General features: G+C 69.2%; 23 protein-coding genes and 1 tRNA gene. 13 read left to right on the top strand and 11 right to left on the bottom strand.

Features of this window, described 5'->3' with window-relative positions:
- Nucleotides 1-48: 48 nt before the first annotated feature.
- Nucleotides 49-513: a hypothetical protein gene (locus tag ACT53R_RS10200; protein WP_476171761.1), complete on the bottom strand. Its 465-nt coding sequence runs from the start codon at nucleotides 511-513 to the stop codon at nucleotides 49-51.
- 10 nt (nucleotides 514-523) lie between these two features.
- Nucleotides 524-847 carry a hypothetical protein gene (locus ACT53R_RS10195; RefSeq protein ID WP_476171760.1) on the bottom strand — a complete coding sequence of 108 codons (324 nt, stop codon included), beginning with the start codon at nucleotides 845-847 and terminating at the stop codon, nucleotides 524-526.
- Between the two features lie 149 nt (nucleotides 848-996).
- Here ACT53R_RS10195 and ACT53R_RS10190 point away from each other — a divergent pair, with 149 nt between their 5' ends.
- On the top strand, nucleotides 997-1,287 hold the full coding sequence (locus ACT53R_RS10190) for a helix-turn-helix domain-containing protein (RefSeq protein WP_476171767.1): 291 nt from the start codon (nucleotides 997-999) through the stop codon (nucleotides 1,285-1,287).
- On the opposite strand, the gene ACT53R_RS10185 is transcribed toward ACT53R_RS10190, so the two are convergent.
- Nucleotides 1,284-2,975: a MobA/MobL family protein gene (locus tag ACT53R_RS10185; protein WP_476171759.1), complete on the bottom strand. Its 1,692-nt coding sequence runs from the start codon at nucleotides 2,973-2,975 to the stop codon at nucleotides 1,284-1,286. The two genes, ACT53R_RS10190 and ACT53R_RS10185, sit on opposite strands and share 4 nt — an antisense overlap.
- Before the next feature lie 416 nt (nucleotides 2,976-3,391).
- Between ACT53R_RS10185 and ACT53R_RS10180 the strand changes: the two genes are divergently transcribed.
- Nucleotides 3,392-3,766, top strand: coding sequence for a conjugal transfer protein TraD (locus ACT53R_RS10180; RefSeq protein WP_476171758.1), 375 nt, complete (start codon nucleotides 3,392-3,394; stop codon nucleotides 3,764-3,766).
- A gap of 4 nt (nucleotides 3,767-3,770) precedes the next feature.
- Here the strand turns inward: ACT53R_RS10180 and ACT53R_RS10175 are convergent, their stop codons facing one another.
- Together ACT53R_RS10175 and ACT53R_RS10170 are read right to left on the bottom strand one after the other, a co-directional pair.
- Complete coding sequence (locus ACT53R_RS10175; protein WP_476171757.1) at nucleotides 3,771-5,222, bottom strand: DUF6538 domain-containing protein; 1,452 nt, start codon at nucleotides 5,220-5,222, stop codon at nucleotides 3,771-3,773.
- 83 nt (nucleotides 5,223-5,305) lie between these two features.
- A tRNA-Ser gene (locus ACT53R_RS10170) sits at nucleotides 5,306-5,398 on the bottom strand.
- A 126-nt stretch (nucleotides 5,399-5,524) separates the two neighbouring features.
- On the opposite strand from ACT53R_RS10170, the gene dnaX reads away from it, so the two are divergent.
- The 5 genes from dnaX (at nucleotide 5,525) to ACT53R_RS10145 (ending at nucleotide 9,677) form a co-directional block, all read left to right on the top strand.
- A complete protein-coding gene (gene dnaX, locus ACT53R_RS10165) occupies nucleotides 5,525-7,291 on the top strand; it encodes a DNA polymerase III subunit gamma/tau (protein ID WP_476171756.1) in 1,767 nt (588 codons plus the stop codon).
- A 13-nt stretch (nucleotides 7,292-7,304) separates the two neighbouring features.
- Nucleotides 7,305-7,631 (top strand): YbaB/EbfC family nucleoid-associated protein, encoded by a 327-nt coding sequence (locus tag ACT53R_RS10160; RefSeq protein WP_476171755.1) that lies wholly within the window; start codon nucleotides 7,305-7,307, stop codon nucleotides 7,629-7,631.
- Between the two features lie 102 nt (nucleotides 7,632-7,733).
- Nucleotides 7,734-8,333, top strand: coding sequence for a recombination mediator RecR (recR, locus tag ACT53R_RS10155; protein WP_476171754.1), 600 nt, complete (start codon nucleotides 7,734-7,736; stop codon nucleotides 8,331-8,333).
- Nucleotides 8,334-8,481: 148 nt separating this feature from the next.
- On the top strand, nucleotides 8,482-8,829 hold the full coding sequence (locus ACT53R_RS10150; RefSeq protein WP_476171753.1) for a histidine triad nucleotide-binding protein: 348 nt from the start codon (nucleotides 8,482-8,484) through the stop codon (nucleotides 8,827-8,829).
- Nucleotides 8,826-9,677, top strand: coding sequence for a TIGR02452 family protein (locus tag ACT53R_RS10145; protein WP_476171752.1), 852 nt, complete (start codon nucleotides 8,826-8,828; stop codon nucleotides 9,675-9,677). Before ACT53R_RS10150 ends, ACT53R_RS10145 begins: the two co-directional genes overlap by 4 nt.
- Before the next feature lie 24 nt (nucleotides 9,678-9,701).
- On the opposite strand, the gene ACT53R_RS10140 is transcribed toward ACT53R_RS10145, so the two are convergent.
- From ACT53R_RS10140 to ACT53R_RS10125, 4 genes are all read right to left on the bottom strand, one after another.
- A complete protein-coding gene (locus ACT53R_RS10140) occupies nucleotides 9,702-10,160 on the bottom strand; it encodes a GNAT family N-acetyltransferase (RefSeq protein WP_476171751.1) in 459 nt (152 codons plus the stop codon).
- Nucleotides 10,161-10,332: 172 nt separating this feature from the next.
- Nucleotides 10,333-11,211, bottom strand: coding sequence for a PhzF family phenazine biosynthesis protein (locus ACT53R_RS10135; RefSeq protein WP_476171750.1), 879 nt, complete (start codon nucleotides 11,209-11,211; stop codon nucleotides 10,333-10,335).
- 52 nt (nucleotides 11,212-11,263) lie between these two features.
- Nucleotides 11,264-11,581, bottom strand: a complete 318-nt coding sequence (locus tag ACT53R_RS10130) for a hypothetical protein (RefSeq protein WP_476171749.1) — start codon at nucleotides 11,579-11,581, stop codon at nucleotides 11,264-11,266.
- Between the two features lie 25 nt (nucleotides 11,582-11,606).
- Nucleotides 11,607-12,479 carry a PhzF family phenazine biosynthesis protein gene (locus ACT53R_RS10125; protein ID WP_476171748.1) on the bottom strand — a complete coding sequence of 291 codons (873 nt, stop codon included), beginning with the start codon at nucleotides 12,477-12,479 and terminating at the stop codon, nucleotides 11,607-11,609.
- A gap of 75 nt (nucleotides 12,480-12,554) precedes the next feature.
- Between ACT53R_RS10125 and ACT53R_RS10120 the strand changes: the two genes are divergently transcribed.
- The 5 genes from ACT53R_RS10120 (at nucleotide 12,555) to ACT53R_RS10100 (ending at nucleotide 19,314) form a co-directional block, all read left to right on the top strand.
- On the top strand, nucleotides 12,555-15,149 hold the full coding sequence (locus tag ACT53R_RS10120; RefSeq protein WP_476171747.1) for a bifunctional aspartate kinase/diaminopimelate decarboxylase: 2,595 nt from the start codon (nucleotides 12,555-12,557) through the stop codon (nucleotides 15,147-15,149).
- 11 nt (nucleotides 15,150-15,160) lie between these two features.
- Nucleotides 15,161-15,631, top strand: coding sequence for a hypothetical protein (locus ACT53R_RS10115; protein WP_476171746.1), 471 nt, complete (start codon nucleotides 15,161-15,163; stop codon nucleotides 15,629-15,631).
- Entirely contained in the window at nucleotides 15,628-16,986 is a 1,359-nt protein-coding gene (gene murL, locus ACT53R_RS10110; RefSeq protein ID WP_476171745.1) for a UDP-N-acetyl-alpha-D-muramoyl-L-alanyl-L-glutamate epimerase, read from the top strand. The genes ACT53R_RS10115 and murL overlap by 4 nt, the downstream gene beginning before the upstream one ends.
- Entirely contained in the window at nucleotides 16,967-18,409 is a 1,443-nt protein-coding gene (gene murD, locus ACT53R_RS10105) for a UDP-N-acetylmuramoyl-L-alanine--D-glutamate ligase (RefSeq protein WP_476171744.1), read from the top strand. Before murL ends, murD begins: the two co-directional genes overlap by 20 nt.
- 104 nt (nucleotides 18,410-18,513) lie before the next feature.
- Nucleotides 18,514-19,314, top strand: coding sequence for a dienelactone hydrolase family protein (locus ACT53R_RS10100; RefSeq protein WP_476171743.1), 801 nt, complete (start codon nucleotides 18,514-18,516; stop codon nucleotides 19,312-19,314).
- Between the two features lie 82 nt (nucleotides 19,315-19,396).
- Here ACT53R_RS10100 and ACT53R_RS10095 read toward each other — a convergent pair whose 3' ends face one another.
- Nucleotides 19,397-19,639 carry a DUF4332 domain-containing protein gene (locus ACT53R_RS10095; protein ID WP_476171742.1) on the bottom strand — a complete coding sequence of 81 codons (243 nt, stop codon included), beginning with the start codon at nucleotides 19,637-19,639 and terminating at the stop codon, nucleotides 19,397-19,399.
- Between the two features lie 5 nt (nucleotides 19,640-19,644).
- Nucleotides 19,645-20,640 (bottom strand): polyprenyl synthetase family protein, encoded by a 996-nt coding sequence (locus ACT53R_RS10090; protein WP_476171741.1) that lies wholly within the window; start codon nucleotides 20,638-20,640, stop codon nucleotides 19,645-19,647.
- 167 nt (nucleotides 20,641-20,807) lie between these two features.
- Here ACT53R_RS10090 and ssb point away from each other — a divergent pair, with 167 nt between their 5' ends.
- A complete protein-coding gene (ssb, locus tag ACT53R_RS10085) occupies nucleotides 20,808-21,350 on the top strand; it encodes a single-stranded DNA-binding protein (protein WP_476171740.1) in 543 nt (180 codons plus the stop codon).
- Nucleotides 21,351-21,526 lie beyond the last annotated feature (176 nt).

The raw sequence follows: 21,526 nt of genomic DNA, 5'->3' as shown, positions 1-21,526 counted from the left end.
TCATGGGTTGATACACCCCCTCCACCCCCTCCCCGTGACCGCATGGCGTCAGCGGACCGAAGTCGAGCGCATGAGGCTGTAGACGGCGCCGCCCAGGACGGGCAACACCACATGCGCAGGCACCAGCGCCAACCCGGCCAGGGCCATCAACGCGCGCACCTGTTCGGGGTGGGGCAGCAGTCCGGCAAACCCACTGACGAGGAACACCAGCGCATGAATGGAGATGACCGCTGCCCAGGTCCACAGGAAGCCACGCCAGAAGCCACCGCGCTTCAATCCTTGTTCGGCGAAGTGCGAGTAGGGCTGACGCGCAAGCCAGGCGCGTCGGCGGTTGGCCCGCCAAGTGACCCAGTAAAGGAAGGCCAGCAGCAGCCATAGGCCCAGGCCACCCAACACGCCCAGCCATCCCAATGGAGCCCCGTTCTGGATGGCCTCGAAGCCACCGCCGATGAAGACAACCCCAGCGCCCCCGAGGATGACGGAGGCGCAACCCACGTTTGCGTAAGAGTTCATAGGGTCAGGGTCAGGGCTTGTTCGCGGTCCAAATGCCGGAAGCTTTGCTGAAGCGGACCGGTGCAACGAACGGGCGAACCTGTTCCGTGCCCCCGTAACTCACGACAACGGCCCCACCCAGGTCGCAGATGACGCCATCGGCCGGCTCTGCGTCGCGGCACCCGTTGAGCTTGAAGTCCTGGAAGTCCTTGACCTCCATGGCGCCATTGGACGCTTGAGTAAAGGTCGCGGCTATCGCGGCCTTTGCCTCTCGCTCGGAAGGCTGGTTGCTGCCGCAGGCGGACAGGCCCACGACAGTGACGGCGGTAATCAGGACGAGACGGCTGAGTTTCATTGATCCCCCAAGATGGCAGCGAAGGTGCTACCTTTAAGGTAGAAACTACCTCAAAGGGAGCCTTGTCGTCATGCTCTGGGTCACTGTCTTATCCGGCCGTTCATGTGCCCAAGGTCCCACCGTCCCCTCGCAGCCTCTTTGCGGCCCGCCTGAAACAGGCGCGGGAATTGCGCGGCGTGCCGAGCCAGCGGGCGCTAGGGTTGCTTATGGGGCTTGAAAAGCACGTGGCCGCCAATCGGGTAAACCGATACGAGAACGAGACACGCGGCATTGATCTGGACGGATTGGGGAAGCTGGCCGAGGCGCTGGGCGTGCCGATGGCCTACCTCGTCGCAGCCGATGAGGACACGGCGATCGCCGTTCTGGCCCTGGCCCAGATGACGCCCGATGACCGCGCTAAAGCCGTCGAGCGTCTGGTGGCCCTGGTCGGGAAATCCTAGAGCCGCCGGCGCAAGCGGCGCGGTGGCTCTGGTGCCTGCCCTAGTTCCGGACTTGGTGACGGAACTGGTTGGTGCGGAGCTACGTGTTCGGGCTCCTGTTGGGGCTTCGCCTCGAAGCGAGGCACTGGCAGGCCGAACGCTTCAGCGAACTGCGCGCGTGCCTTCTCGGCGCTGGCTTCTGCTTGCTGACGCTGCCGGCTTGCTGCGTCGCGATCTTCCTTGGCCTTCGCTTCGGCAGCCTTCGCCCGCTTCACGGCTTCAGCGGCGTCCAACGCCTTGCGGTCGTGCGCGGTGGGGCGGCCCAGAGCTCTGCGCATTCGGCTGAAAGCGTCGTCTGCCGGCGGCCCGTGGTGGCCCCGGTCCGCACGGGCCCGGCGAACCGTTTCCCCCGCGTGCTTGCGCTGCTCGACTGTTCGGCGCCACGCCTCGCGCGCCTGGCGTGCTGCGTCGTGGGTTTCGAGCAGACCCCGGGCGGTGGCACGCTGCCATGGGGTTGCTTCCGGCTGCTGGAGGGCTCGCCTGGCGCGGGCCAGCATTTCTTCAATTAGCGCCTCAAGCTGCTTTGCTGCCTCTTGCATAACTACGCTCTCCACCTGGACCCGGTCTCTACTTCTCGCCACCCGCTCAACGGCGGCCGACACCTTTCCCTGCTGACTGCCCCCAACGGGGGCTTGTCGGGGCCTGGACGCCCCGGCCTTGTGCGACTTGTTCGCACGCGCCTGGATGGCGGCCTTTGGCGTGGGGGTGTTAGGGGCGACATGGGCCATAGCCGCAGTTCGCAACCGCTGGGTGCCTTCCTCGCGTCGCTCCAGCAAGGCGCGCGCGTGTAGGGCTTGCTCATCCACCAGCTGCAAGCGGCCGTCCGCGGCTGCCTTAGCCTTGAGGTCTTCAAACCTGCGGGTGTGTTTGTTGAAGCGGCACTCGCCCGCTTTCTTTAGTCTGTCGTTCCGTTTTGCCCTCGGCAGCCGCTCGCCGCGGCGGCGGGCTTGGGTGACTGCTTTGCCTTCGTGCCGTGTCGGCGCACGGTCCAGTTGGGCCACCGTGCCGAAATCGCCGCGTTCCAATGCTTCGTCTTTCTGCTCGTCCAGCCGGCGATGGTCCACGCGCTCGGCTAGACCGGCTCGAGCCAGGGCGGCGTTCATCAAACCCGCCCAATGTTCCCGCTGCGTGTCGGCAAGTGTTGGACGCTTGGCACGCTTGCAAGCAATAGGGTCCAAGGCCTCCGTTTTTTTTCCCAGCGTGCCATCTCGGGAAACGCCGCAGGCGCTTAATAGGATGTGCGCGTGGTGGTTGCGTGCGTCGCCGCCTTTGCTGGGCTCGTGGATAGCTAGGTCTGCTGCCACGCCGTAGGTGTCGGCCAAGCGCTTCGCGAACGCAAGCGCCAGATCCTGGCGGGCATTGCCATCGAGTTCAGCGGGCAAGGCCACCACCACCTCCCGGCAGGTGATGGCGTCGCCGCGCTTGTGGTGCGCTTCCACTCGGTTCCAGAACTCGGCCCGATCTGCGGTCTGGTCGCCAGGGAGGCAGAGGGCGGAGAAGGCCACGCCGTGCCGGCGCGTGTAGTCATGAACTTCTCCGGTCAAGGCGTCTTCAATGCACACCCCAGCGCGATAGGCAGCGCCCGCCGTGGATGAGTGACCATCCTTGCGAGAATATGCCTTCACGGTGAGGTGGTAAATCGCCAACATGCCTCCGAGCGCAGCCCCCTGGGGGGCGAGCAATGGGGGACAGGCGTGCGAAGCGCGCCGGGGTGTCGGGGGCGAAGCCCCTGACCGCACGTAATCCCGAAGGGATTACTCTAAGTGCGCTATTGCTGTTCTCTTCGGGCGCTTTCGCACCCTCATCAAACCGCGCTAGAACCGGGGCGCTCGCTGTCGCTCGCGTGCCCCCCATACTCAAGGTGCCATGCACGTCTGCGCTGTCAAATGCAGCAAAAAGCTAACTGCAAAAGCATCGGCCGGCTTCGCCGTCCGGCGGTTCGGCTCGCTGCGCTCGCCGACGGTTGTAGGCTTCGCCTCATGCGCTTCGCGCCTTAGTCAAGTTGGGGTCTTGACTCTTCCCACGTGCATGGTTGGATCGTTGTAGGTAAGCAACGAGCAATGACATGGCGATTAACGCAACAGCGCAGCGCGAGAAGATCGAGCGCATGATGACAGTGATGGCAAAGGAGCAAGCCAAATTGCTTCTTGCCGAACGCGCCGAGCAACGCAAGCAGCAACGTGAGGCCGCCAAGGCGAAAGCGAAAGAGCGCGCCGCATTGTTCCGCAGTGCGGATGCCCACCGGAAAATTATCTTGGGTGGCCTTACCATCGCCGCCGGGGTGGACGAGTGGGATCCGGCGGAACTTGTCGGCGCCTTGCTGGTGATGGCCGAACACCTGGCGAAAGAACCGAACAAGCGGGAAGCGCTGCGCCAGAAGGGGATTGAACATCTGGAAGCGCGTGAAGCCGCGCGCACGGCCGGAAGTGCCCGCGCTTGATCTGCTATTTGCGCCTTGGCATCCGTCGCTTGACCTGTTCAGTCAGCAATGGGCGCAGGGCATCCAAGTCCAGCCCGTAGGCGAGCACGGACAAGCCGGGGGATTTGCCAGCGCCGTGGAGCTTTTCGGCGGCGTTGAAGTCTCGGCTGTAAGTCGCGTGGTGTTCGTCGTCCAGTTCGTGGCCAACGATCTGTGCCCGCATTTCGGACGCCACGCCTGCAGCCTGCATTTGCTGGATGACGGTTTTGCGCAAGCTGTGGAAGCCGCGCTTGGCATGCGGCCAGCCCTCGGACAGGTTGCCTAGGTAGTAGCTGAACGCCTTACTGATCCAATTCCCCGCGCCGTTCTTCGCGGTATTTGAGGCCTGCGGGAAAAGCCGCCAGTCGCCGCTGGTCCGCAGGCCGTCCACATAGTCCAGGAACCCCAGGGAAACCAGATCGGGGTGGATGGGAACGACCCGGTTGGACACCTCGGTTTTCAGCTTCTGGCCTTCGCCTTCGTCGTTGATCCGGATGGCGGGCACGCTGTCCACCTCGCTCACGTCCACGGTGTGGAGTTGCCCGACTTCGCTGGCGCGAGCGCCGGTGTAGAGGCCCAGCAGGGCAGCCCAGCGGGCACCAGGGGACAGGCGGGAAAAATGCTCGGGGGCGTAGAGCACGCGCACTTGTTCGAGGTCGAAGGCTTTGAACCCGTGCTTCTTGCGCTGGCGCTTCTCCTTCTCCGTATAGCGAACGTGGCCCTTGGCCGGGTTGTCTCCGGCAGGGTAGTGGCCGGAGTTGATCGCCCAATCGAAGAAGCTGCCCTTGCCGCCCAAATACGATTGCTTGTTGTAGATGGCCGGCGTGCTGTTCCCGCGATCCCGCAGGTGTTGGTAGAAGCGCGCAAGGTCGGGCCGGCCGATGGTATGCACCAGGCAATTGGCGCCCATGAAATCCACCAGCCCGTTTATGGCCGTGCCCTTGATGGCCAGCGTCTTGGGGTCGGTGGTGGCCGCCAGGCTCTTGAGCCAGGCGTCGCGCGCCTTGCCCAAGGTAATGGCCTCGGCGACTACGGAGGCAGGAGCGGTTGGCGGGGCCACGGGTCGCGCCGCCATGTCGAAGCGGCCGATAGCTTCCAGCGCCTCCATGGCTCGGGCGTGGTCGGCGGGATCGCGGGCTTCAATGCGGAGCCCGTCAGGCCGGATGATCGTGTAGTCCCGTTTGCCGTTCTCGGCGATGTTGGCCAGCACCTCGGCCACGTTTATCTTCTTCTCCAAGCCACGCCCCCGGATGACATCGAAAGCCGCAGCATAGCGGCCCGACAAGTCGAGCGCGGCCAGGCGCGCGCTCAGCAGGTTGTGGCCCAAGCCCCGCTTGATGAAATCGCGACCAACGATGCCCCGCAGATCGGCAGGGACGCGCATGCGGAAGACGTAGAGGCCAGAAGCCGACTGTGTGAGGTAGTGCGGAAAAGCCATCGGAATGTGCCATGGCTTGTGCCATGCCCGCGATTTCTCCGCCAACAAAAAAGCCCCTGCAGAAACAGGGGCTTATGCAATGCTGGCGGAGAGAGGGGGATTCGAACCCCCGAAGCGCGGTTTAGACGCTTACACACTTTCCAGGCGTGCTCCTTCAACCACTCGGACACCTCTCCGGAGATGCCTTCGGTGCGGCGTCCGGCCGCCCCTCGGGACCGCGCATTCTACCGGGCCGCCCCGGGTCGGACAAGGACGGCCCGCGGCGGGTCCGGTCGGGGCGGTGCGCGTGGCAGAATGGCGGGATGTCCTATCTCGTCCTCGCCCGCAAGTGGCGCCCCCGGCGTTTCGCCGAACTCGTCGGGCAGGAGCACGTGGTCCGCGCGCTCAGCAACGCCCTCGACACCGGCCGGGTCCACCACGCCTTCCTGTTCACCGGCACCCGCGGGGTGGGCAAGACCACCATCGCCCGCATCTTCGCCAAGTCGCTGAACTGCGAGCGCGGGACCTCGGCCGAGCCCTGCGGCGAGTGCAACGCCTGCCGCGACATCGACGCCGGCAGGTTCATCGACCTGCTGGAGATCGACGCGGCCTCCAACACCGGCGTGGACGACGTCCGCGAGGTGATCGACAACGCCCAGTACATGCCCTCGCGCGGCCGGGTGAAGGTCTACCTGATCGACGAAGTGCACATGCTGTCGAAGTCGGCCTTCAACGCGCTGCTGAAGACGCTGGAGGAGCCGCCGGGGCATGTGAAGTTCCTGCTCGCCACCACCGACCCGCAGAAGCTGCCGGTGACGGTGCTGTCGCGCTGCCTCCAGTTCAACCTGAAGCGGCTGGAGGAAGGCCAGATCCAGGGCCAGATGACGAAGATCCTGGCCGCCGAGGGCATCCCGGCCGAGCCGGGCGCCATCCGCCAGCTCGCGAAGTCGGCCGACGGCAGCCTGCGCGACGGCCTGTCGCTGCTGGACCAGGCGATCGCCTACACCGGCGCTTGCGCCGCGGACGAGGGGCACGAGGCCGCGACGCTGACCGACGCCGGCGTTGCCACCATGCTCGGCACGGTCGATCGCACCCGCGTCGGCGCCGTGCTGGCCGCGCTGGCGGCGGGCGAGGGCCAGGCGCTGCTCGACGAGATCGCCGCGCTGGCCGATTTCTCGCCCGACTGGAGCGGCGTGCTCGACGCGCTGGCCGAGGCGCTGCACCGGATCCAGGTGCGGCAGTTGGTGCCCGGCGCCGAGGTCGAGACCGACGGCGTCGACATCGACGCGATTGCCGCGCAGCTGCGGCCGGAAGTCGTGCAGTTGTGGTACCAGATGGCGCTGCAGGGTCGTCGCGACCTCGGCTACGCGCCCAGTCCGCGTGCCGGCTTCGAGATGACCGCGCTGCGGATGCTGGCGTTCCGCCCGGCCGATGCCGGCGCCGCGCAGCTCGAACGCCCGGCCGCTGCGTCCGCCCGCGGGCCCGAGGCTGCCCGCGCCGCGCTCGAAAGCGCGGCCGCGAAGCCGGCGCCGCAGGCCGCCCGGCCGTTGCCGCCCGCGGCGATGGAAAATCCGGTCACGCAGGAACGCCGGGTTGCCGAGCCGCCGCCGTCGCGGCCGCCGCAGATCGAGGTCAGCGCGCCGCCGCCGGTGCAGCCGCCGAGTCCGGCCGCCGCGCCGGTCGCCGCATCCATTGGCGAGATCGACAACGATCGCTGGCTCGACCTCGTCGCCCGCTCCGACTTGCGTGGTCCGGTGCGCGAGCTGGCCGCGCACGCCGCCTTCCTCGCCCATGCGGACGGCGTCCTGCGCCTGTCGCTGTCCGAGGACGACGATCACCTGCGCAGCCCGTCCCTGATCAAGGCCCTGACCGATGCGCTGTCGGCGCAGCTCGGCGGGCCGGTGCAGCTGAAGTTCGAGACCGGGCGCGCCGCGCACGTCGAGACCCTGCACCAGCGCAACGAACGCCAGCGCGACGCCCGTCAGGCGGCCGCCGAGGACGCCTTCCTCGGCCACCCCGACGTGCAGCGCCTGATGCAGCAGCAGGGCGCGAAGCTCGTGCCCGATTCCATCCGTCCCTTCGAAGATTGAACCAGAGAGCCCCATGCGCGGAAACATCGCCCAACTCATGCAACAGGCGCAGAAGATGCAGGAAAACCTGCAGCGCGCCCAGGAAGAAGTCGCGAAGATCGAGGCCACCGGCAGCGCCGGCAACGGCCTGGTCAGCGTCACCCTCAGCGGCAAGATGGAGTGCCGCAAGGTGCGCATCGATCCGAGCGTGCTGTCCGACGTCGAAATGACCGAAGACCTGGTCGTTGCCGCCATCAACGACGCGGTGGGCAAGATCAACGCCGAATCGCAGGCGAAGATGTCCACCGCCACCGCCGGCATGCCCATCCCGCCGGGGATGAAGCTGCCGGGGATGTTCTGATCCCTCCCATCGGTTTTGGTAGAGCGGGCTTCAGCCCGCTGCTTTCACGGAAAATTCCAGCAAAGAACAGCGGGCTGAAGCCCGCTCTACCCGCGTGATGCGATGACCGCTTCCTTGCTCGAACACCTCATCGACGCCTTCCGCATCCTGCCCGGGGTCGGCCAGAAGACCGCGCAGCGGATGGCCTACCACGTGCTGGAGCGCGATCGCGAGGGTGGGCAGCGCCTCGCCGATGCGCTGGCGAACGCGGTGGAGCGCATCGGCCACTGCGAGCGCTGCCGCGATTTCAGCGAGACGCCGGTGTGCGCGACCTGCGCCAGCAGTGCGCGCGATGCGCACCTGCTGTGCGTCGTGGAATCGCCGGCGGACCGGCTGGTGATCGAGCAGGCCACCGGCTACCGAGGTTTCTACTTCGTGCTGCAAGGACGGCTGAGCCCGCTCGACGGCATCGGCCCGCGCGAGCTGGGCCTCGATGCCTTCGCTGCGCGCCTCGCCGAGGGCGAGGTGCAGGAACTGGTGATCGCCACCAACCCGACCGTCGAGGGCGAAGCCACCGCGCACTACCTCGCCCAGCTCGCGCGCCAGCACGGCGTGAAGCCGACGCGGCTGGCGCACGGCGTGCCGCTCGGCGGCGAACTGGAATACGTCGATCGCGGCACGCTGTCGCATGCGTTCGGCAGCCGCAGCGAAATGCCCGCGTAGGGCGGGCCCCGGCCCGCCGTCGCGGTGTTTCCGATCGTTGCGGACGATGATCGAAGCCGCTTCGCGTCGCATGCGATGCCATGGAACATCCGACATGGCGGGCCAGTGCCCGCCGTCCGTACAATCGGTCCACGCACAGGAGGCGCCCATGTCCGACACCATCTTCCACAAGATCATCCGCCGCGAGATCCCCGCGACCATCGTGTTCGAGGACGACCACGTCATCGCGTTCCGCGACATCGCGCCGCAGGCGCCGATCCACGTGCTGTTCGTGCCGAAAGAGACGATCCCGACGCTCAACGACGTGCAGCCGGACCAGGCCGAACTGGTCGGCCGCCTCGCCGTCGCCGCGGCCCGCTACGCGAAGGAACAGGGCTTCGCCGACGATGGCTACCGCATCGTCATGAACTGCAACGACCACGGCGGCCAGACCGTGTTCCAGATCCACCTGCATCTGCTGGCAGGCGCGCCGCTGGGGCGGTTCGGGACGCCGTGACCGCGAACCGCACGGCGCGCGAACGCATCGCGCGCGACACGTTGCGCATCGTCGACGACGGCGGCTATGTCGCGCCGAAAGGTGAGCAGGTCGATCTGTCGGCGTCGCTCGCGCGCTGCCTCGAACGCACGCGGCATCTCGATGCCGAGGCCGTCGGTCGCATCATCGAAACGCAGCGCGGCGCGGCAGGGACGTATGCCACGCGGATCGACGTCGTGAACGAAACCACGCTCGCCGGCTTCGCCGCGCTGCTGGCGCAGGACGAGGCGCCGGTCGCCGTCCTGAATTTTGCGTCGGCGAAGCATCCGGGCGGCGGATTCCTCGGCGGCAGTCAGGCGCAGGAGGAGTCGCTCGCGCGCAGTTCTGCGCTCTACGCCTCACTGTCGCGCTGCGAGGCGTTCTACGACGACCATCGCGCATCGTCGTCGCTGCTCTACAGCGATGCGATCATCGTTTCGCCCGATTGCCCGGTGTTTCGTGACGACGACGGCATGCTGCTCGACGCGCCGCGGCTCGCCGGATTCCTGACCTGCGCCGCGCCGAATGCGGGCGCCATCGCGCTGAACCGGCCCGAGGAATCGCCGCGCATCGCCGCAACCTTCCACCGCCGCATCGAGGGCGTGCTGGCGGTCGCGGCGGAACACGGTTACCGGTGGTTGGTGCTGGGCGCGTGGGGCTGTGGTGTCTTCCGCAACGATCCCGCGATGGTTGCGGCTGCCTTCGCCGACCACCTGCTGCACGGCGCGTGGCACGGGCGGTTCGAGACGATCCGCTTTTCCGTGCTGGATGGTTCGCGCGACCTTGCCATCTTCGAGGCGTTCCGCCGCGCGTTCCCGACGTCCGCGTGAGGCAGCGCGACGACAGGCCGAGGCTCAGCCGCCGCCGTGGCGCATCACGACGTAAGTGACGCCGTTGTCGGTGCGCGGCGGCGCCTCGCGGACGAACCCCAGCCGTGCGTAGACCGGTTCCGCGTACAGCGAGGACCGCACCGTGAACGTGTCATGGCCCGACAGCGCCTTCGCGTGCCGCCACAGGGCGCCCGCGATGCCGCGCCGGTGCCGGTCCGATCGCACGAAGAGATGGTAGACGTGCGAGCCGCCGCGCAGCGCGATGACGCCGCACAGGCCGCTGTCGTCTTCCGCGACGCAATGAAGGAAATCCGGCGACGCGATCCGCTGTGCGGTCGCCGCCGGCGTCAGCGTCGCGAGGAACGGCTGTGCCGCTTCGGCGTCGGGATCTTCGAGGAAGTGATGCGCCAGGCCGACCACCAGCCGGCTGATGGCGTCCGCGTCTTCGAGCGTGGCGTTGCGAAGCGTCAACGACATGGGCATGGAGTGCGCCCTCCGCATGGCGCGAAAGCCCTGCTTCTCATGAAAGCCGGGTCCCGGCATTCGCCGGGATGACGACAAAAAGCAGGTCCCTCCGCGGGCTGCGCCCGCGTTCGGGATGACAGTGGAAAGTCGCAGCGGGCGTCGAGGTTCTGGCGATGCAGAAGGCTTTCGCTCAACGCCAGTCCAGTTCCCCGCGCACCACCGAACACACGCGTCCGCCGGACCACACGTCGCCTTCGGCGTCGACGGTGAGTTCGATGATCGCGTCATGGCCGACTTCGCGGCCCTGGCTGATGCGGTAGAAGCCGCTGTCGCCGGGTAGCGCGTCCTGCGAGGCCAGCCAGGCGGCGAGGGTGGCGTTGGCGGCGCCTGAGGCGGCGTCTTCGAACTGCGCCGGCGCGCCGACCCAGGCGCGGACCGCGAGGTAGTAGACCGGATCGGTGCTGCGCGCGAACACGCACAGGCCCATGCTGTCGGTGGATTCGGCCAGCGTGCCGATCGCCGGCCACGGCGGCGTGGCCGCGCGCAGCGTCGCTTCGTCGGCGAGCTCGGCGATCCACCAGCGGCGGCCGCCGTCCATCAGCACCGGCGGCAGTGCGCCCGGCGGCAACGTGGCCAGCACGTCGCGCAGGCGCGGGTCGTCGGCGGTGGTGATCTCGCGCACGGTCGCGCGCGGGGTGCGCACCGCGATCGTGCGGGTCGCGCCGGTGCCGGTCACGCGCAGCGGCAGCTTGCCGGCGATCCCGTGCTGCACCAGCAGGCCGTCCTTCGGCACGGCGAGGCCGGCTTCGAGCATGGCGTGCGCGGTGCCGACGCTGGGATGGCCGGCGAACGGCACTTCGCGGCGCGGGCTGAACATGCGGATGCGGTAGCTGGTGTCGGCGTCGGTGGCCGGCAGCACGAAGGTGGTCTCGGGCAGCCGGGTCCACTTCGCGATGGCCTGCATCTGCGCATCGCTCAGGCCGTCGGCGTCGAGGACCACGGCGAGCGGATTGCCGGCGCCGGGGCGGTCGGCGAAGACGTCGACCTGGACATAGCGGCGTGCGGTCATGGGCTTGGTATTCTGCGGGGCGGGGCAGCTTATCAGCGCCGGGCCGGGGTGGTCAGTGCAGCGGCGCGCCGTCGCGGTCCTCGGGCGGCCACAGGTGGAGCAGGTGGCATTCGCCGTGCGCCTCGGCCTCGTCGAAGGCGTCGAGGAATTCCGGGTCGTCCTCGCAGCGCGCGCGGTCGACCGGCTGCGGCGGATGTTCCACCTCCACCAGTTCCCAGGCCTGGTCGCGGAAATAGGCCATGGCGGCCGCGTGCGCGGCCTCGGGCGTGTCCGCGCGCACGAAGGAATTCGCGATCGCGCCGCCGACGGTCGCGAAGTCCTCGCTGTGTGGCGCCGGGCGGAGTTCGTATTGCAGGGCGTAGATCGTCATCGGAAGCGTCCTTTCGCTGCGCGGGTCACCAATCGACCGTCCCGCGGATGATCGGCTGCGTGGCGCCGCCGATCCAGACCTCGCCGTCGGCATCCACTTCGACCGACACCCGGCCGTCGCGGCCCAGTTCGTGGCCCTGGCTGCCGACGTAGCGGCCGCCGTGCCCGGGCAGGCGGCCGGCGGCGGCCAGTTGCGCGGCGATGGCGGCCTGCGCGCTGCCGGTGACCGGGTCCTCGGGGATGCCGTCGGCCGGGCAGAAGGCGCGGACGACGAGGTCGTGGCCGTCGCGGGATTCCGGCGCATGCACCGCCAGCCCGGTCGCGCCGGTCGCCCGGCACAGCGCGGCGACGGCGGGCAGCTCCGGCGCCAGCGTGCGCACCGACGCGGCATCGGCCAGCGCCACCAGCCACCAGCGCGGACCGTTGCGCCATAGGGCGGGCTCAAGCCCGCCGCGCTTCATGCCGTTGACTGCAGCGGCGAGCAGTTCGATCGGCACAGCCTCGTCGACTGGCCGGGCGCGCGGGGCGCGGACATGCGTGCGGCGAGTGTCACCGTCGACCTCCACCCGTACCGGCAGCAGGCCGGCGGCGCATTCCTGCACCAGCGTCGCGCGACCGGCGGGCACCAGGCCGGCGTCGAGCACCGCCCACGCCGCGCCCACGCTGGGGTGGCCGGCGAACGGCAGTTCCGAGCACGGCGTGAAGATGCGGACGCGGTAGTCGGCGCCGGGCTGCGTGGGCGGCAGCAGGAAGATGGTCTCGGACAGGTTGGTCCAGGCGGCGAAGGCCTGCATCCGGGCCGGGTCGAAGCGGTCGCCGTCCAGCACCGCGCCCAGCGGGTTGCCGGCGCCGGGGCGATCGGCGAACACGTCCATCTGCAGATAGCGCAACGACCTCATGGCGGGCGGTCCGGTTCGCATAGAATTGGGGTCCGGCCACGTGCCGGCCCCCCTCAGTCTATCCGCCCCCTTCCGATGCCCGATACGCATTCCGCCGGCCCCGCCTGGGTCGTGCTCAAGTTCGGCGGCACCTCGGTGTCGCGCCGCCACCGCTGGGACACCATCGGGCGCCTGGCGAAAAAACGGGCCGACGACGAAGGCGTGCGCGTGCTGGTGGTGGTCTCGGCGCTGTCGGGCGTGACCAACGAACTCACCGCCATTGCCGACGGCAACGGCATCGCCGAGCGCATCGCCGCGCTGGTGGAACGCCATCGCGCGTTCTGTGCCGACCTCGATCTCGACGCCGACGTCGTGCTGGGCGAACGCCTCGCCGCGCTGCGTGGCCTCGGCGACGATCCGCGTGCGGCGACCCGTCCGCTGGACTGGCAGGCCGAAGTGCTGGCGCAGGGCGAATTGCTGTCGTCGACGATCGGTGCGGCCTACCTGCATGCGCAGGGCCACGACATCGGGTGGTGCGATGCGCGCGGCTGGCTCGACGCGGTTTCGCTGCCGAACGCCAGCGACTGGGCGCAGCGGCTGTCGGTGAACTGCCGCTACCAGGGCGACGCCGCGTTCCGCGAGCGCTTCGCCACGCAGCCCACGCGACTGCTGATCTCGCAGGGCTTCATCGCCCGCCACGCCGACGGCGGCACCGCCATCCTCGGTCGTGGCGGTTCGGATACCTCGGCCGCGTACTTCGGCGCGCTGCTGAAGGCGAAGCGGGTCGAGATCTGGACCGACGTGCCCGGCATGTTCAGCGCGAACCCGCGCGAAGTGCCCGACGCGCGCCTGCTCAGCCGTCTCGACTACGCCGAAGCGCAGGAAATCGCGACCACCGGCGCCAAGGTGCTGCATCCGCGCTCGATCGCGCCGTGCCGCGACGCCGGCGTGCCGATGGCGATCCTCGACACCGAACGCCCGGACCTGCCGGGCACGCGCATCGACGCCAGCGTCGCCACCGTGCCAGGCGTGAAGGCGATCAGCCGCCGCAACGGCATCGTGCTGGTGTCGATGGAATCGATCGGCATGTGGCAGCAGGTCGGCTTCCTCGCCGACGTGTTCGAGCGCTACAAGCGCCACGGCCTGTCGATCGACCTGATCGGCTCGTCGGAAACCAACGTGACGGTGTCGCTGGACCCCAGCGAAAATCTGGTCAGCAGCGACGTGCTGAATCGCCTGTCGGCGGATCTCGCCGAGATCTGCCGGGTGAAGGTGATCGCGCCGTGCGCGGCGATCACGCTGGTCGGCCGCGGCATGCGCTCGCTGCTGCACAAGCTGTCGGACGTGTGGGCGACCTTCGGCAAGGAGCGCGTGCACCTGATCTCGCAGTCGTCGAACGACCTCAACCTGACCTTCGTGGTCGACGAGGCCGACGCCGACGGCCTGCTGCCGCAACTGCACGGCGAACTGATCCGCAGCGGCGCGATGCCGGTGCAGGACGCGGCGGTGTTCGGCCCGAGCTGGACCGAGATCGCGCACGGCAGGCCCGAGCGCCCGGCGCCGTGGTGGCAGGTGCAGGCGGCCGCGCTTGTCGCGCGCGCGGGGCAGGGCACGCCCACCTACGTGTACGACCTCGCGACCGTGCGCGCCCGCGCTCGCGCGCTGCGCGGCGTCGCCGCGATCGACCGCCGTTTCTACGCGCTGAAGGCCAATCCGCACCCGGTGATCCTGCACGCGCTGGCGGCCGAAGGCTTCGGCTTCGAGTGCGTGTCGCTGGCGGAGGTTGAACACGTGTTCGAGACGCTGCCGGGCCTCGATCCGGCGCGCGTGCTGTTCACGCCCAGCTTCGCGCCGCGTGCGGAATACGTCGCCGCACTCGCGCTGGGCGCGAACGTCACCGTCGACAGCGTCGAAGCGCTGGAGCGCTGGCCCGACGTCTTCCGCGACCGCGCGCTGTGGCTGCGGCTGGATCTCGGCCGCGGCGACGGCCACCACGAGAAGGTCCGCACCGGCGGCAGCGACGCCAAGTTCGGCCTGCCGATCGCCCGCGCCGGCGCCTTCGTCGATGCCGCGCGCAAGCTCGGCGCCCGCGTCGTCGCGCTGCACGCACACCTCGGCAGCGGCATCGAGAACGTCGCCCACTGGCGCGAGGTCTACGCCGACCTCGCCGCGCTGGCCGAGCAGATCGGCACGGTCGAGACCATCGACATCGGCGGCGGCCTGCCGGTGCCGTACACGCCCGACGCGCGCCCGTTCGACGTCGACGCCCTCGCGGAAGGTCTGGCCGGGATCAAGGCCGCGTATCCGCGTTTCGCGCTGGCGATCGAGCCGGGCCGCTATCTCGTCGCCGAGGCCGGCGTGCTGCTGGCGCGGGTCACGCAGGTGGTCGAGAAGGACGGCGTGCGCCGCATCGGCCTGGACGCCGGCATGAACGCGCTGGTGCGGCCGGCGATGTACGACGCCTTCCACGCGATCCGCAACCTGTCGCGCCTCGACGACGACGCGGTGCTGCCGTTCGACGTCGTCGGCCCGGTGTGCGAGAGCAGCGACGTGTTCGGCCGCGCGCGCATGCTGCCGGCCGCCACGCAGGAAGGCGACGTCGTGCTGATCGCCGACGCCGGCGCCTACGGCATGTCGATGGCCAGCACCTACAACCTGCGGTCGCTGCCGGTGGAAGAGGTGGTGGGGTGAGCGGTCGAGCCGTGCTGGTGCTGCTCAATGCGATCGCGGCCTGGTGCATCGCCACGGCTGCCAGCAGTCTGTTGTGGATATTGAAGGTGGGCCGTAATGGACCGCCTGATTTTGCGACGATACAGATGATCGTCGTCGTTCCCGCGATCTTCGCCGCCGTCGTCGCTGCCATGCTGTGGACACGTAAGCCGGGCTGGTGGCGCATGGATGCATTGACCTTGTCCGGTTACATCGTGATTTCCGCGCAGATCGCGGTTGGTCTGGGCTTTTCAGCTCAAATGTTGCTGACGAGCAACATCGGCCGTGCCTATGCTGCGTTCGGTTTCCTCGAACTCGCATGGCTGACTCTGGGTGTCGGCGTGATGGTGTCGGCGGTTGGCTTCATTGTCACCGGCGTTCCGGCCCTCCTCGTGGAATGCATCATCGTTCGTTTCGTCCGCAAGCGCTGGTCGCCCGCGCTCGCCCGTGGAGTGTCCCCGTGAGTCCCGAATTCAAACGCGACGACATTCGCGCCTTCCGTTTCGTCCGCTGCGGCTTCGACGCGCAGACCGGCGTCGCGCAGCTCGTCTACGCCTTCGACGACGGCCCCGAACTGGTCGAAACCGTGACCGTGCCGGGCGCGCCGTTCGCGCTGGACGGCGATCGCGCCGTCGCGGCCGAACGTGCGCTGCGCCTGTTGCACCTGATCGCCGGCGTGAGCTACTACAAGGCCGCGGTGCCGCCGGAGATCCGCATCGACGGTTACGCCGTCGACTCCGACACCGCCGCGCTGCTCGATTCGATCTACCTGCACGGCCTCGGCGAATTCGCCTACCGCAACGGTCTCGACCTGCACGGCCGCATCCGCTTCCCGGCGACGGACACGGCCGTGTCTGCCGCGCCCGCGCTCGGCCTGCGCGAACACGCGCTGGTCGCGATCGGCGGCGGCAAGGATTCGCTGGTCAGCATCGAGGCGCTGCGCGACGCCGGCGTCGAGCAGACGGTGACGTGGATCGGCGGGTCGCAGCTGATCAAGGCCTGCGCCGAGCGCACCGGCCTGCCGACGCTCAATCTCGGCCGCCAGCTCGCGCCGGAACTGTTCGAATACAACCGCCAGGGCGCGTGGAACGGCCACATCCCGGTGACCGCGGTGAACTCGGCGATTCTCGTCTTCGCTGCGGTGCTGCTGGGCGCCGACCAGGTGGTGTTCTCCAACGAACGCTCGGCCAGCTACGGCAGCCTCATCGAGGGCACCGGCGAGGTGAACCACCAGTGGTCGAAGGGCTGGGCGTTCGAGCGCGACTTCGGCGACCACGTGCATCGCCACGTCGCCGCGGACCTGCACTACTACTCGCTGCTGCGCCCGCTGAGCGAGCTCGCGGTCGCGCGCCAGTTCGCGAAGACCGATCGCTACGACGCGCATTTCTCCAGCTGCAACCGCAACTTCCACATCCTCGGCGAGCGTCCGGCCAGCCGCTGGTGCGGCGTCTGCCCGAAGTGCCATTTCGTGTTCCTGGCGCTGGCGCCGTTCATGCCGAAGCCGCGGCTGGTCGCGATCTTCGGCCGCAACCTGCTGGACGACGCCGGCCAGATCCCGGGCTACGACGCGCTGCTGGAATTCCGCGACCACAAGCCGTTCGAGTGCGTGGGCGAGGGCCGCGAGTCGCGCGCGGCGATGGCCGCGCTGGCCGAGCGCCCGGACTGGCGCGAGGACGAGATCGTCGAGCGCTTCGCGCGCGAGATCCGGCCGCAACTGGTCGATGGCGACCTCGCGATCGAACCGCTGCTGGCGCTGGACGACGAACACCGCGTCCCCGCGGCGCTGTGGGAGCGGCTGCGTGCCCGGTTCGTCGCCTGAGGCCGTCCGCGGCGGCATCGTGGGCCTCGCCGGCCGCAGCGTCGCGCTGTGGGGCTGGGGCCGCGAGGGCCGCGCCGCGTGGCGCGCGCTGCGCCGCCGGTTGCCGTCGCAGCCGCTGACGTTGTTCTGCAGCGAAGCCGAAGCCGCCGACGCGCAGGCGTTGGCCGATCCACTGCTGTCGATCGAGACGACGGTCGATGCCGATCGCCTGTCGCGCTTCCAGGTGGTGATCAAGTCGCCCGGCATCAGTCCGTACGGCCCCGAGGCCGCGGACGCCGCGGCGCGCGGCACGCTGTTCGCCGGCGGCACCGCGCTGTGGTTCGCCGAACATCCCGAAGCGCGCACGCTCTGCGTCACCGGCACCAAGGGCAAGAGCACGACCACCGCGCTGCTGGCGCACCTGCTGCGCGCCGGTGGGCATCGCACCGCGCTGTGCGGCAACATCGGCCTGCCGATGCTGGAACTGCTGGACATCGATGATCCGCCGGAATTCTGGGCGATCGAGCTGTCGAGCTACCAGACCCGCGACGTGGCGCTGTCGGGCGTGCGGCCGGAGATCGCGGTCGCGACCAACCTCTTTCCCGAGCATCTGGACTGGCACGGCAGCGAGGCGCGCTACATCGCCGACAAGCTGGCACTGTTCACCGTGGCCACGCCGCGCATCGCCATCCTCAACGGCGAGGACCGCACGCTGGCCGCGCTGCCGCTGCCGGACAGCGAGGTCCGCTACGTCGGTCGCCCCGATGGCTGGCACCTGCGCGGCGACGTGGTGCATCGCGGCGACGTCGCGGTGTTCGATACCTCAGACGTACCGCTGCCGGGCCGCCACAACCGCTCCAATCTTTGCGCCGTGCTGGCCGCGATCGAGGCGCTGGGGCTGGATGCCGTCGCGCTGGCGCCGCACGCCGCCACGTTCCGGCCGCTGCCGCATCGCCTGCAGACCCTCGGCGAGCACGACGGCCTGACCTGGGTGAACGACTCGATCAGCACCACGCCGCACGCGACGCTGGCCGCGCTGGACTGCTTCCGCGGGCGGCGCATCGCGGTGCTGGTCGGCGGCCACGACCGTGGTCTGGACTGGCGCGATTTCGCCGACGCCCTGCGCACCGATCCGCCGGCGGCGGTCGTGACGCTGGGCCAGAACGGTCCGAAGATCCACGCGCTGCTGGCGCCGGTCGCGGCCGAGGCCGGCTTCGGATTGGCTGCGGCGACCGATCTGCCCGCCGCGGTGGACGCCGCCCGGCGCCTGCTCGCCGCGGGCACCGGCGGCAGCGTCGTCGGCAACGGCATCGTCCTGCTGTCGCCCGGAGCCCCGAGCTTCGGCGCCTACCGCGACTACACCGAGCGCGGCCGCCATTTCGCGACGCTGGGCGGGTTCGATCCCGACACGATCGCCGCCATTCCGGGGCTCGGCATCGCCTGAGCCCCGTGGATCGGCGATGTTCGATTGCGGGCATCGTGCAGGGGAAACCGTCGTCGATTCCGGGTAGGCTGGACGGGTTTCCCCCTGACATGGAGTACGGTCCCATGCGCTTGTTCCGTCGTGCGGCCCCCGTTGCCGCCCTCATCCTCTCGCTGCTGCTGACGCTGCCGGCCTTCGCCGCCATGCAGGCCAAACCGGTCGAATGGAAGCAGGGCAAGCTGCGTTTCAGCGGCTACGTCGTCTACAACGACGCCAACGCCACCAAGCGTCCGGGTCTGGTGATGGTGCCGGACTGGAAGGGCGTGACCCCGGCGTCGGTCGAGAAGGCCAAGCAGATCGCGTCCGCCGGCTACGTCGTGCTGGTCGCCGACGTCTACGGCAAGGGCGTGCGTCCGAGGGACGACAAGGCCGCCCGCGCCCTCGTCACCAAGCTGTACCAGGACCTCCCGGGCCTGCGCGCGCGCGCCGCGGCCGCGCTCGACGCCCTGCGCGAGCAGGCGAAGACCGCGCCGCTCGACGTCGACCGCATCGGCGCGATCGGTTTCTGCTTCGGCGGCAAGACGGTGCTGGAGCTCGCCCGCAGCGGCGCCAATGTCGCCGGCGTGGTCAGCTTCCACGGCGGGCTCGACACCACGCTGCCTGCGGAAGCCGGCGCGCTGAAGACCAGCGTGCTCGCGCTCAACGGCGCCGACGACACCTACGTCCCGGCCGAGCAGATCCAGGCGTTCGAGAACGAGATGAAGGCCGCGAACGCCGACTGGCAGTTCGTGAACCTCAGCGGCGCGGTGCACTGCTTCGCGCTGGAAGGCTCCAACAACCCGCCGGGCTGCGTCTACAACGAGCGTGCCGCGAAGCGGGCGTTCTCGATGATGAACCTGTTCTTCCACGAGCGTTTCAACCCGTGACGTGTCCCGGGCGGGCGTGCGGCCGGCCGATGTGCCCGCCGCGCGGCCGTCCGGTCGGGTGAAGCAACCATTGAAACGGCGGTCAGGCCACGGTCGCGCGCCTGGCCGCGGCCACGGCATCGATGATCGCCCGCCGGGCCTGCGGGCTGTTCTTCCAGCAGGTCGCGCCGAGCATCGCCGCCACCTGCGCCACGATGTCCTCCGGCTTCGACACCGCCAGCGCGGCGAGCGAGTCGATGCCGATCTGTTCCAGCCGGTCGACGACGGTCGGGCCCACGCCCTTGACCGCCAGCAGCGTCGCGCGCTCGTCCGCCGGGAAGGTCATCGCGGTCAGCGGTCGCGGCGGACCGCGTAGCGGGCGAGGCCGCGCAGGGCGGCGATCGCCTCGTTGTCGCCCAGCCCGTCGAGCGCGCGCTCGGCGGCGTCGGCGTAGTCGTCGGCGCGCTTGCGGCTGTAGGCCAGACCGCCAGTGGCCTCGATCGCCGCCAGCACCTCGGGCATCGCCTCGACTTCGCCGGCTTCGACGATCGCACGCAGGCGGTCGCGGGTCGCGGCGTCGGAATGCAGCATCGCGTGGATCAGCGGCAGGGTCGCCTTTCCCTCGGCCAGATCGTCGCCGAGATGCTTGCCCAGCGCGGCCTCGTCGGCGCTGTAGTCCAGCACGTCGTCGGCGATCTGGAAGGCGTAGCCCAGGGCCATGCCGTAGTCGTGCAGGCGCTGCTGGGTCGCTTCGTCGGCGCCCGCGAGCAGCGCGCCCAGCCGCGTGGCGGCGGCGAACAGCACCGCGGTCTTGCGCTCGATCACCTTCAGGTAGGCCGGCTCGTCGGTGTCCGGGTTGCGGACGTGCAGCAACTGCAGCACCTCGCCCTCGGCGATGGCGTTGGTGGTGTCGGCGAGGATGCGCATCACCGGCAGGCGGTCCAGTTCGACCATCAGCTGGAAGCTGCGCGAGTAGAGGAAGTCGCCGACCAGCACGCTGGCGGCATTGCCGAACAGCGCGTTGGCGGTCTTGCGGCCGCGGCGCAGGTCGGACTCGTCGACCACGTCGTCGTGGAGCAGGGTGGCGGTGTGGATGAACTCGACCACCGCCGCGAGCTGGTGCGCGTCCGGTCCGCCGTGGCCCAGCGCCCGCGCCGCGAGCAGCAGCAGCATCGGCCGCAGGCGCTTGCCGCCCGCGGCGACGAGGTGCTCGGCGACCTGGTTGACCAGCACCACGTCCGAGGCCAGCCGGCGGCGGATCAGGGCGTCGACCGCGGCCATGTCGGTGGCGGCGAGCGCCTGGATGGCGGGCAGGTCGAGCGCAGGGGTCGCCGAGGTCGCGTGCATGGGGGGTCCGGACGTGGAGAACGCGCAATTATAGAAGGCGCCGCCGTGGAAGGCCCTGCCCGGTGTCGGGGAACCCCGACCCTCGGCCGCGGGAAGTCCCGATTCCGGGACGCCGGGCTTATAATCCAATGTTCTGCGCCACCCACGGCACAACGGCAGGTACGTTCATGGCACGCGGCATCAACAAGGTCATCCTCGTCGGCAACCTCGGCGACGACCCCGAAACCAAGTACACCCAGGGCGGCATGGCCGTGACCAAGGTGCGTCTGGCCACCACCAGTGTCCGCAAGGACCGTGACGGCAACCAGCAGGAACGCACCGAGTGGCACCGCGTGACGTTCTTCGGCAAGCTCGGCGAGATCGCCGGCGAATACCTGCGCAAGGGTTCGCAGGTCTACGTCGAAGGCTCGATCCGCTACGACAAGTACACCGGTCAGGACGGCGTCGAGCGCTACTTCACCGACATCATCGCAGACGAGATGCAGATGCTCGGCGGTCGCAGCGAAGGCGGCAGCGGCGGTGGCGATCGCCCGGCCCGCGCCCAGCGCAGCGAAGGGGGTGGATACGGTGGCGGCAGTGGCGGCGGCTACGGCGGCGGCCAGCGCGGTGGCGGTTACGGTAGTGGCGGCGGCGGTGGTCAGCGCCAGGCGCCGGCGGCGAGCAGCCCGCCGCCGATGGACGATTTCTCGGACGACGACATTCCGTTCTGAATTCGACTGCCAGGCGGTGCACACGAAATCCCGGTCGGCCTCGCGCCCGCCGGGATTTTTCTTGTGCGCGGTGGCGGATGTGTCATGCGTGATGCGTCGATGCTGCAGTCGATCCAGATGGCCCGGTTCACATCCGTCGTGTGGAAGATCCGCAAGCCGATGATGCGCGCGGGCAT

The sequence above is a fragment of the Lysobacter sp. DMC104 genome, assembly GCF_056313665.1.
Note: the sequence above shows the minus strand (reverse complement) of the source record. Positions and strands in the feature narration are given on the sequence as shown.

Excerpts from the sequence above, each read along its gene's own strand:
- ACT53R_RS10200 (WP_476171761.1), bottom strand. The coding sequence starts at position 513 with ATGAACTCTTACGCAAACGTGGGTTGCGCCTCCGTCATCCTCGGGGGC.
- ACT53R_RS10195 (WP_476171760.1), bottom strand. The coding sequence starts at position 847 with ATGAAACTCAGCCGTCTCGTCCTGATTACCGCCGTCACTGTCGTGGGC.
- ACT53R_RS10185 (WP_476171759.1), bottom strand. The coding sequence starts at position 2,975 with ATGTTGGCGATTTACCACCTCACCGTGAAGGCATATTCTCGCAAGGAT.
- ACT53R_RS10180 (WP_476171758.1), top strand. The coding sequence starts at position 3,392 with ATGGCGATTAACGCAACAGCGCAGCGCGAGAAGATCGAGCGCATGATG.
- ACT53R_RS10175 (WP_476171757.1), bottom strand. The coding sequence starts at position 5,222 with ATGGCTTTTCCGCACTACCTCACACAGTCGGCTTCTGGCCTCTACGTC.
- dnaX (WP_476171756.1), top strand. The coding sequence starts at position 5,525 with ATGTCCTATCTCGTCCTCGCCCGCAAGTGGCGCCCCCGGCGTTTCGCC.
- ACT53R_RS10160 (WP_476171755.1), top strand. The coding sequence starts at position 7,305 with ATGCGCGGAAACATCGCCCAACTCATGCAACAGGCGCAGAAGATGCAG.
- recR (WP_476171754.1), top strand. The coding sequence starts at position 7,734 with ATGACCGCTTCCTTGCTCGAACACCTCATCGACGCCTTCCGCATCCTG.
- ACT53R_RS10150 (WP_476171753.1), top strand. The coding sequence starts at position 8,482 with ATGTCCGACACCATCTTCCACAAGATCATCCGCCGCGAGATCCCCGCG.
- ACT53R_RS10140 (WP_476171751.1), bottom strand. The coding sequence starts at position 10,160 with ATGCCCATGTCGTTGACGCTTCGCAACGCCACGCTCGAAGACGCGGAC.
- ACT53R_RS10135 (WP_476171750.1), bottom strand. The coding sequence starts at position 11,211 with ATGACCGCACGCCGCTATGTCCAGGTCGACGTCTTCGCCGACCGCCCC.
- ACT53R_RS10130 (WP_476171749.1), bottom strand. The coding sequence starts at position 11,581 with ATGACGATCTACGCCCTGCAATACGAACTCCGCCCGGCGCCACACAGC.
- ACT53R_RS10125 (WP_476171748.1), bottom strand. The coding sequence starts at position 12,479 with ATGAGGTCGTTGCGCTATCTGCAGATGGACGTGTTCGCCGATCGCCCC.
- ACT53R_RS10120 (WP_476171747.1), top strand. The coding sequence starts at position 12,555 with ATGCCCGATACGCATTCCGCCGGCCCCGCCTGGGTCGTGCTCAAGTTC.
- ACT53R_RS10100 (WP_476171743.1), top strand. The coding sequence starts at position 18,514 with ATGCGCTTGTTCCGTCGTGCGGCCCCCGTTGCCGCCCTCATCCTCTCG.
- ACT53R_RS10095 (WP_476171742.1), bottom strand. The coding sequence starts at position 19,639 with ATGACCTTCCCGGCGGACGAGCGCGCGACGCTGCTGGCGGTCAAGGGC.
- ACT53R_RS10090 (WP_476171741.1), bottom strand. The coding sequence starts at position 20,640 with ATGCACGCGACCTCGGCGACCCCTGCGCTCGACCTGCCCGCCATCCAG.
- ssb (WP_476171740.1), top strand. The coding sequence starts at position 20,808 with ATGGCACGCGGCATCAACAAGGTCATCCTCGTCGGCAACCTCGGCGAC.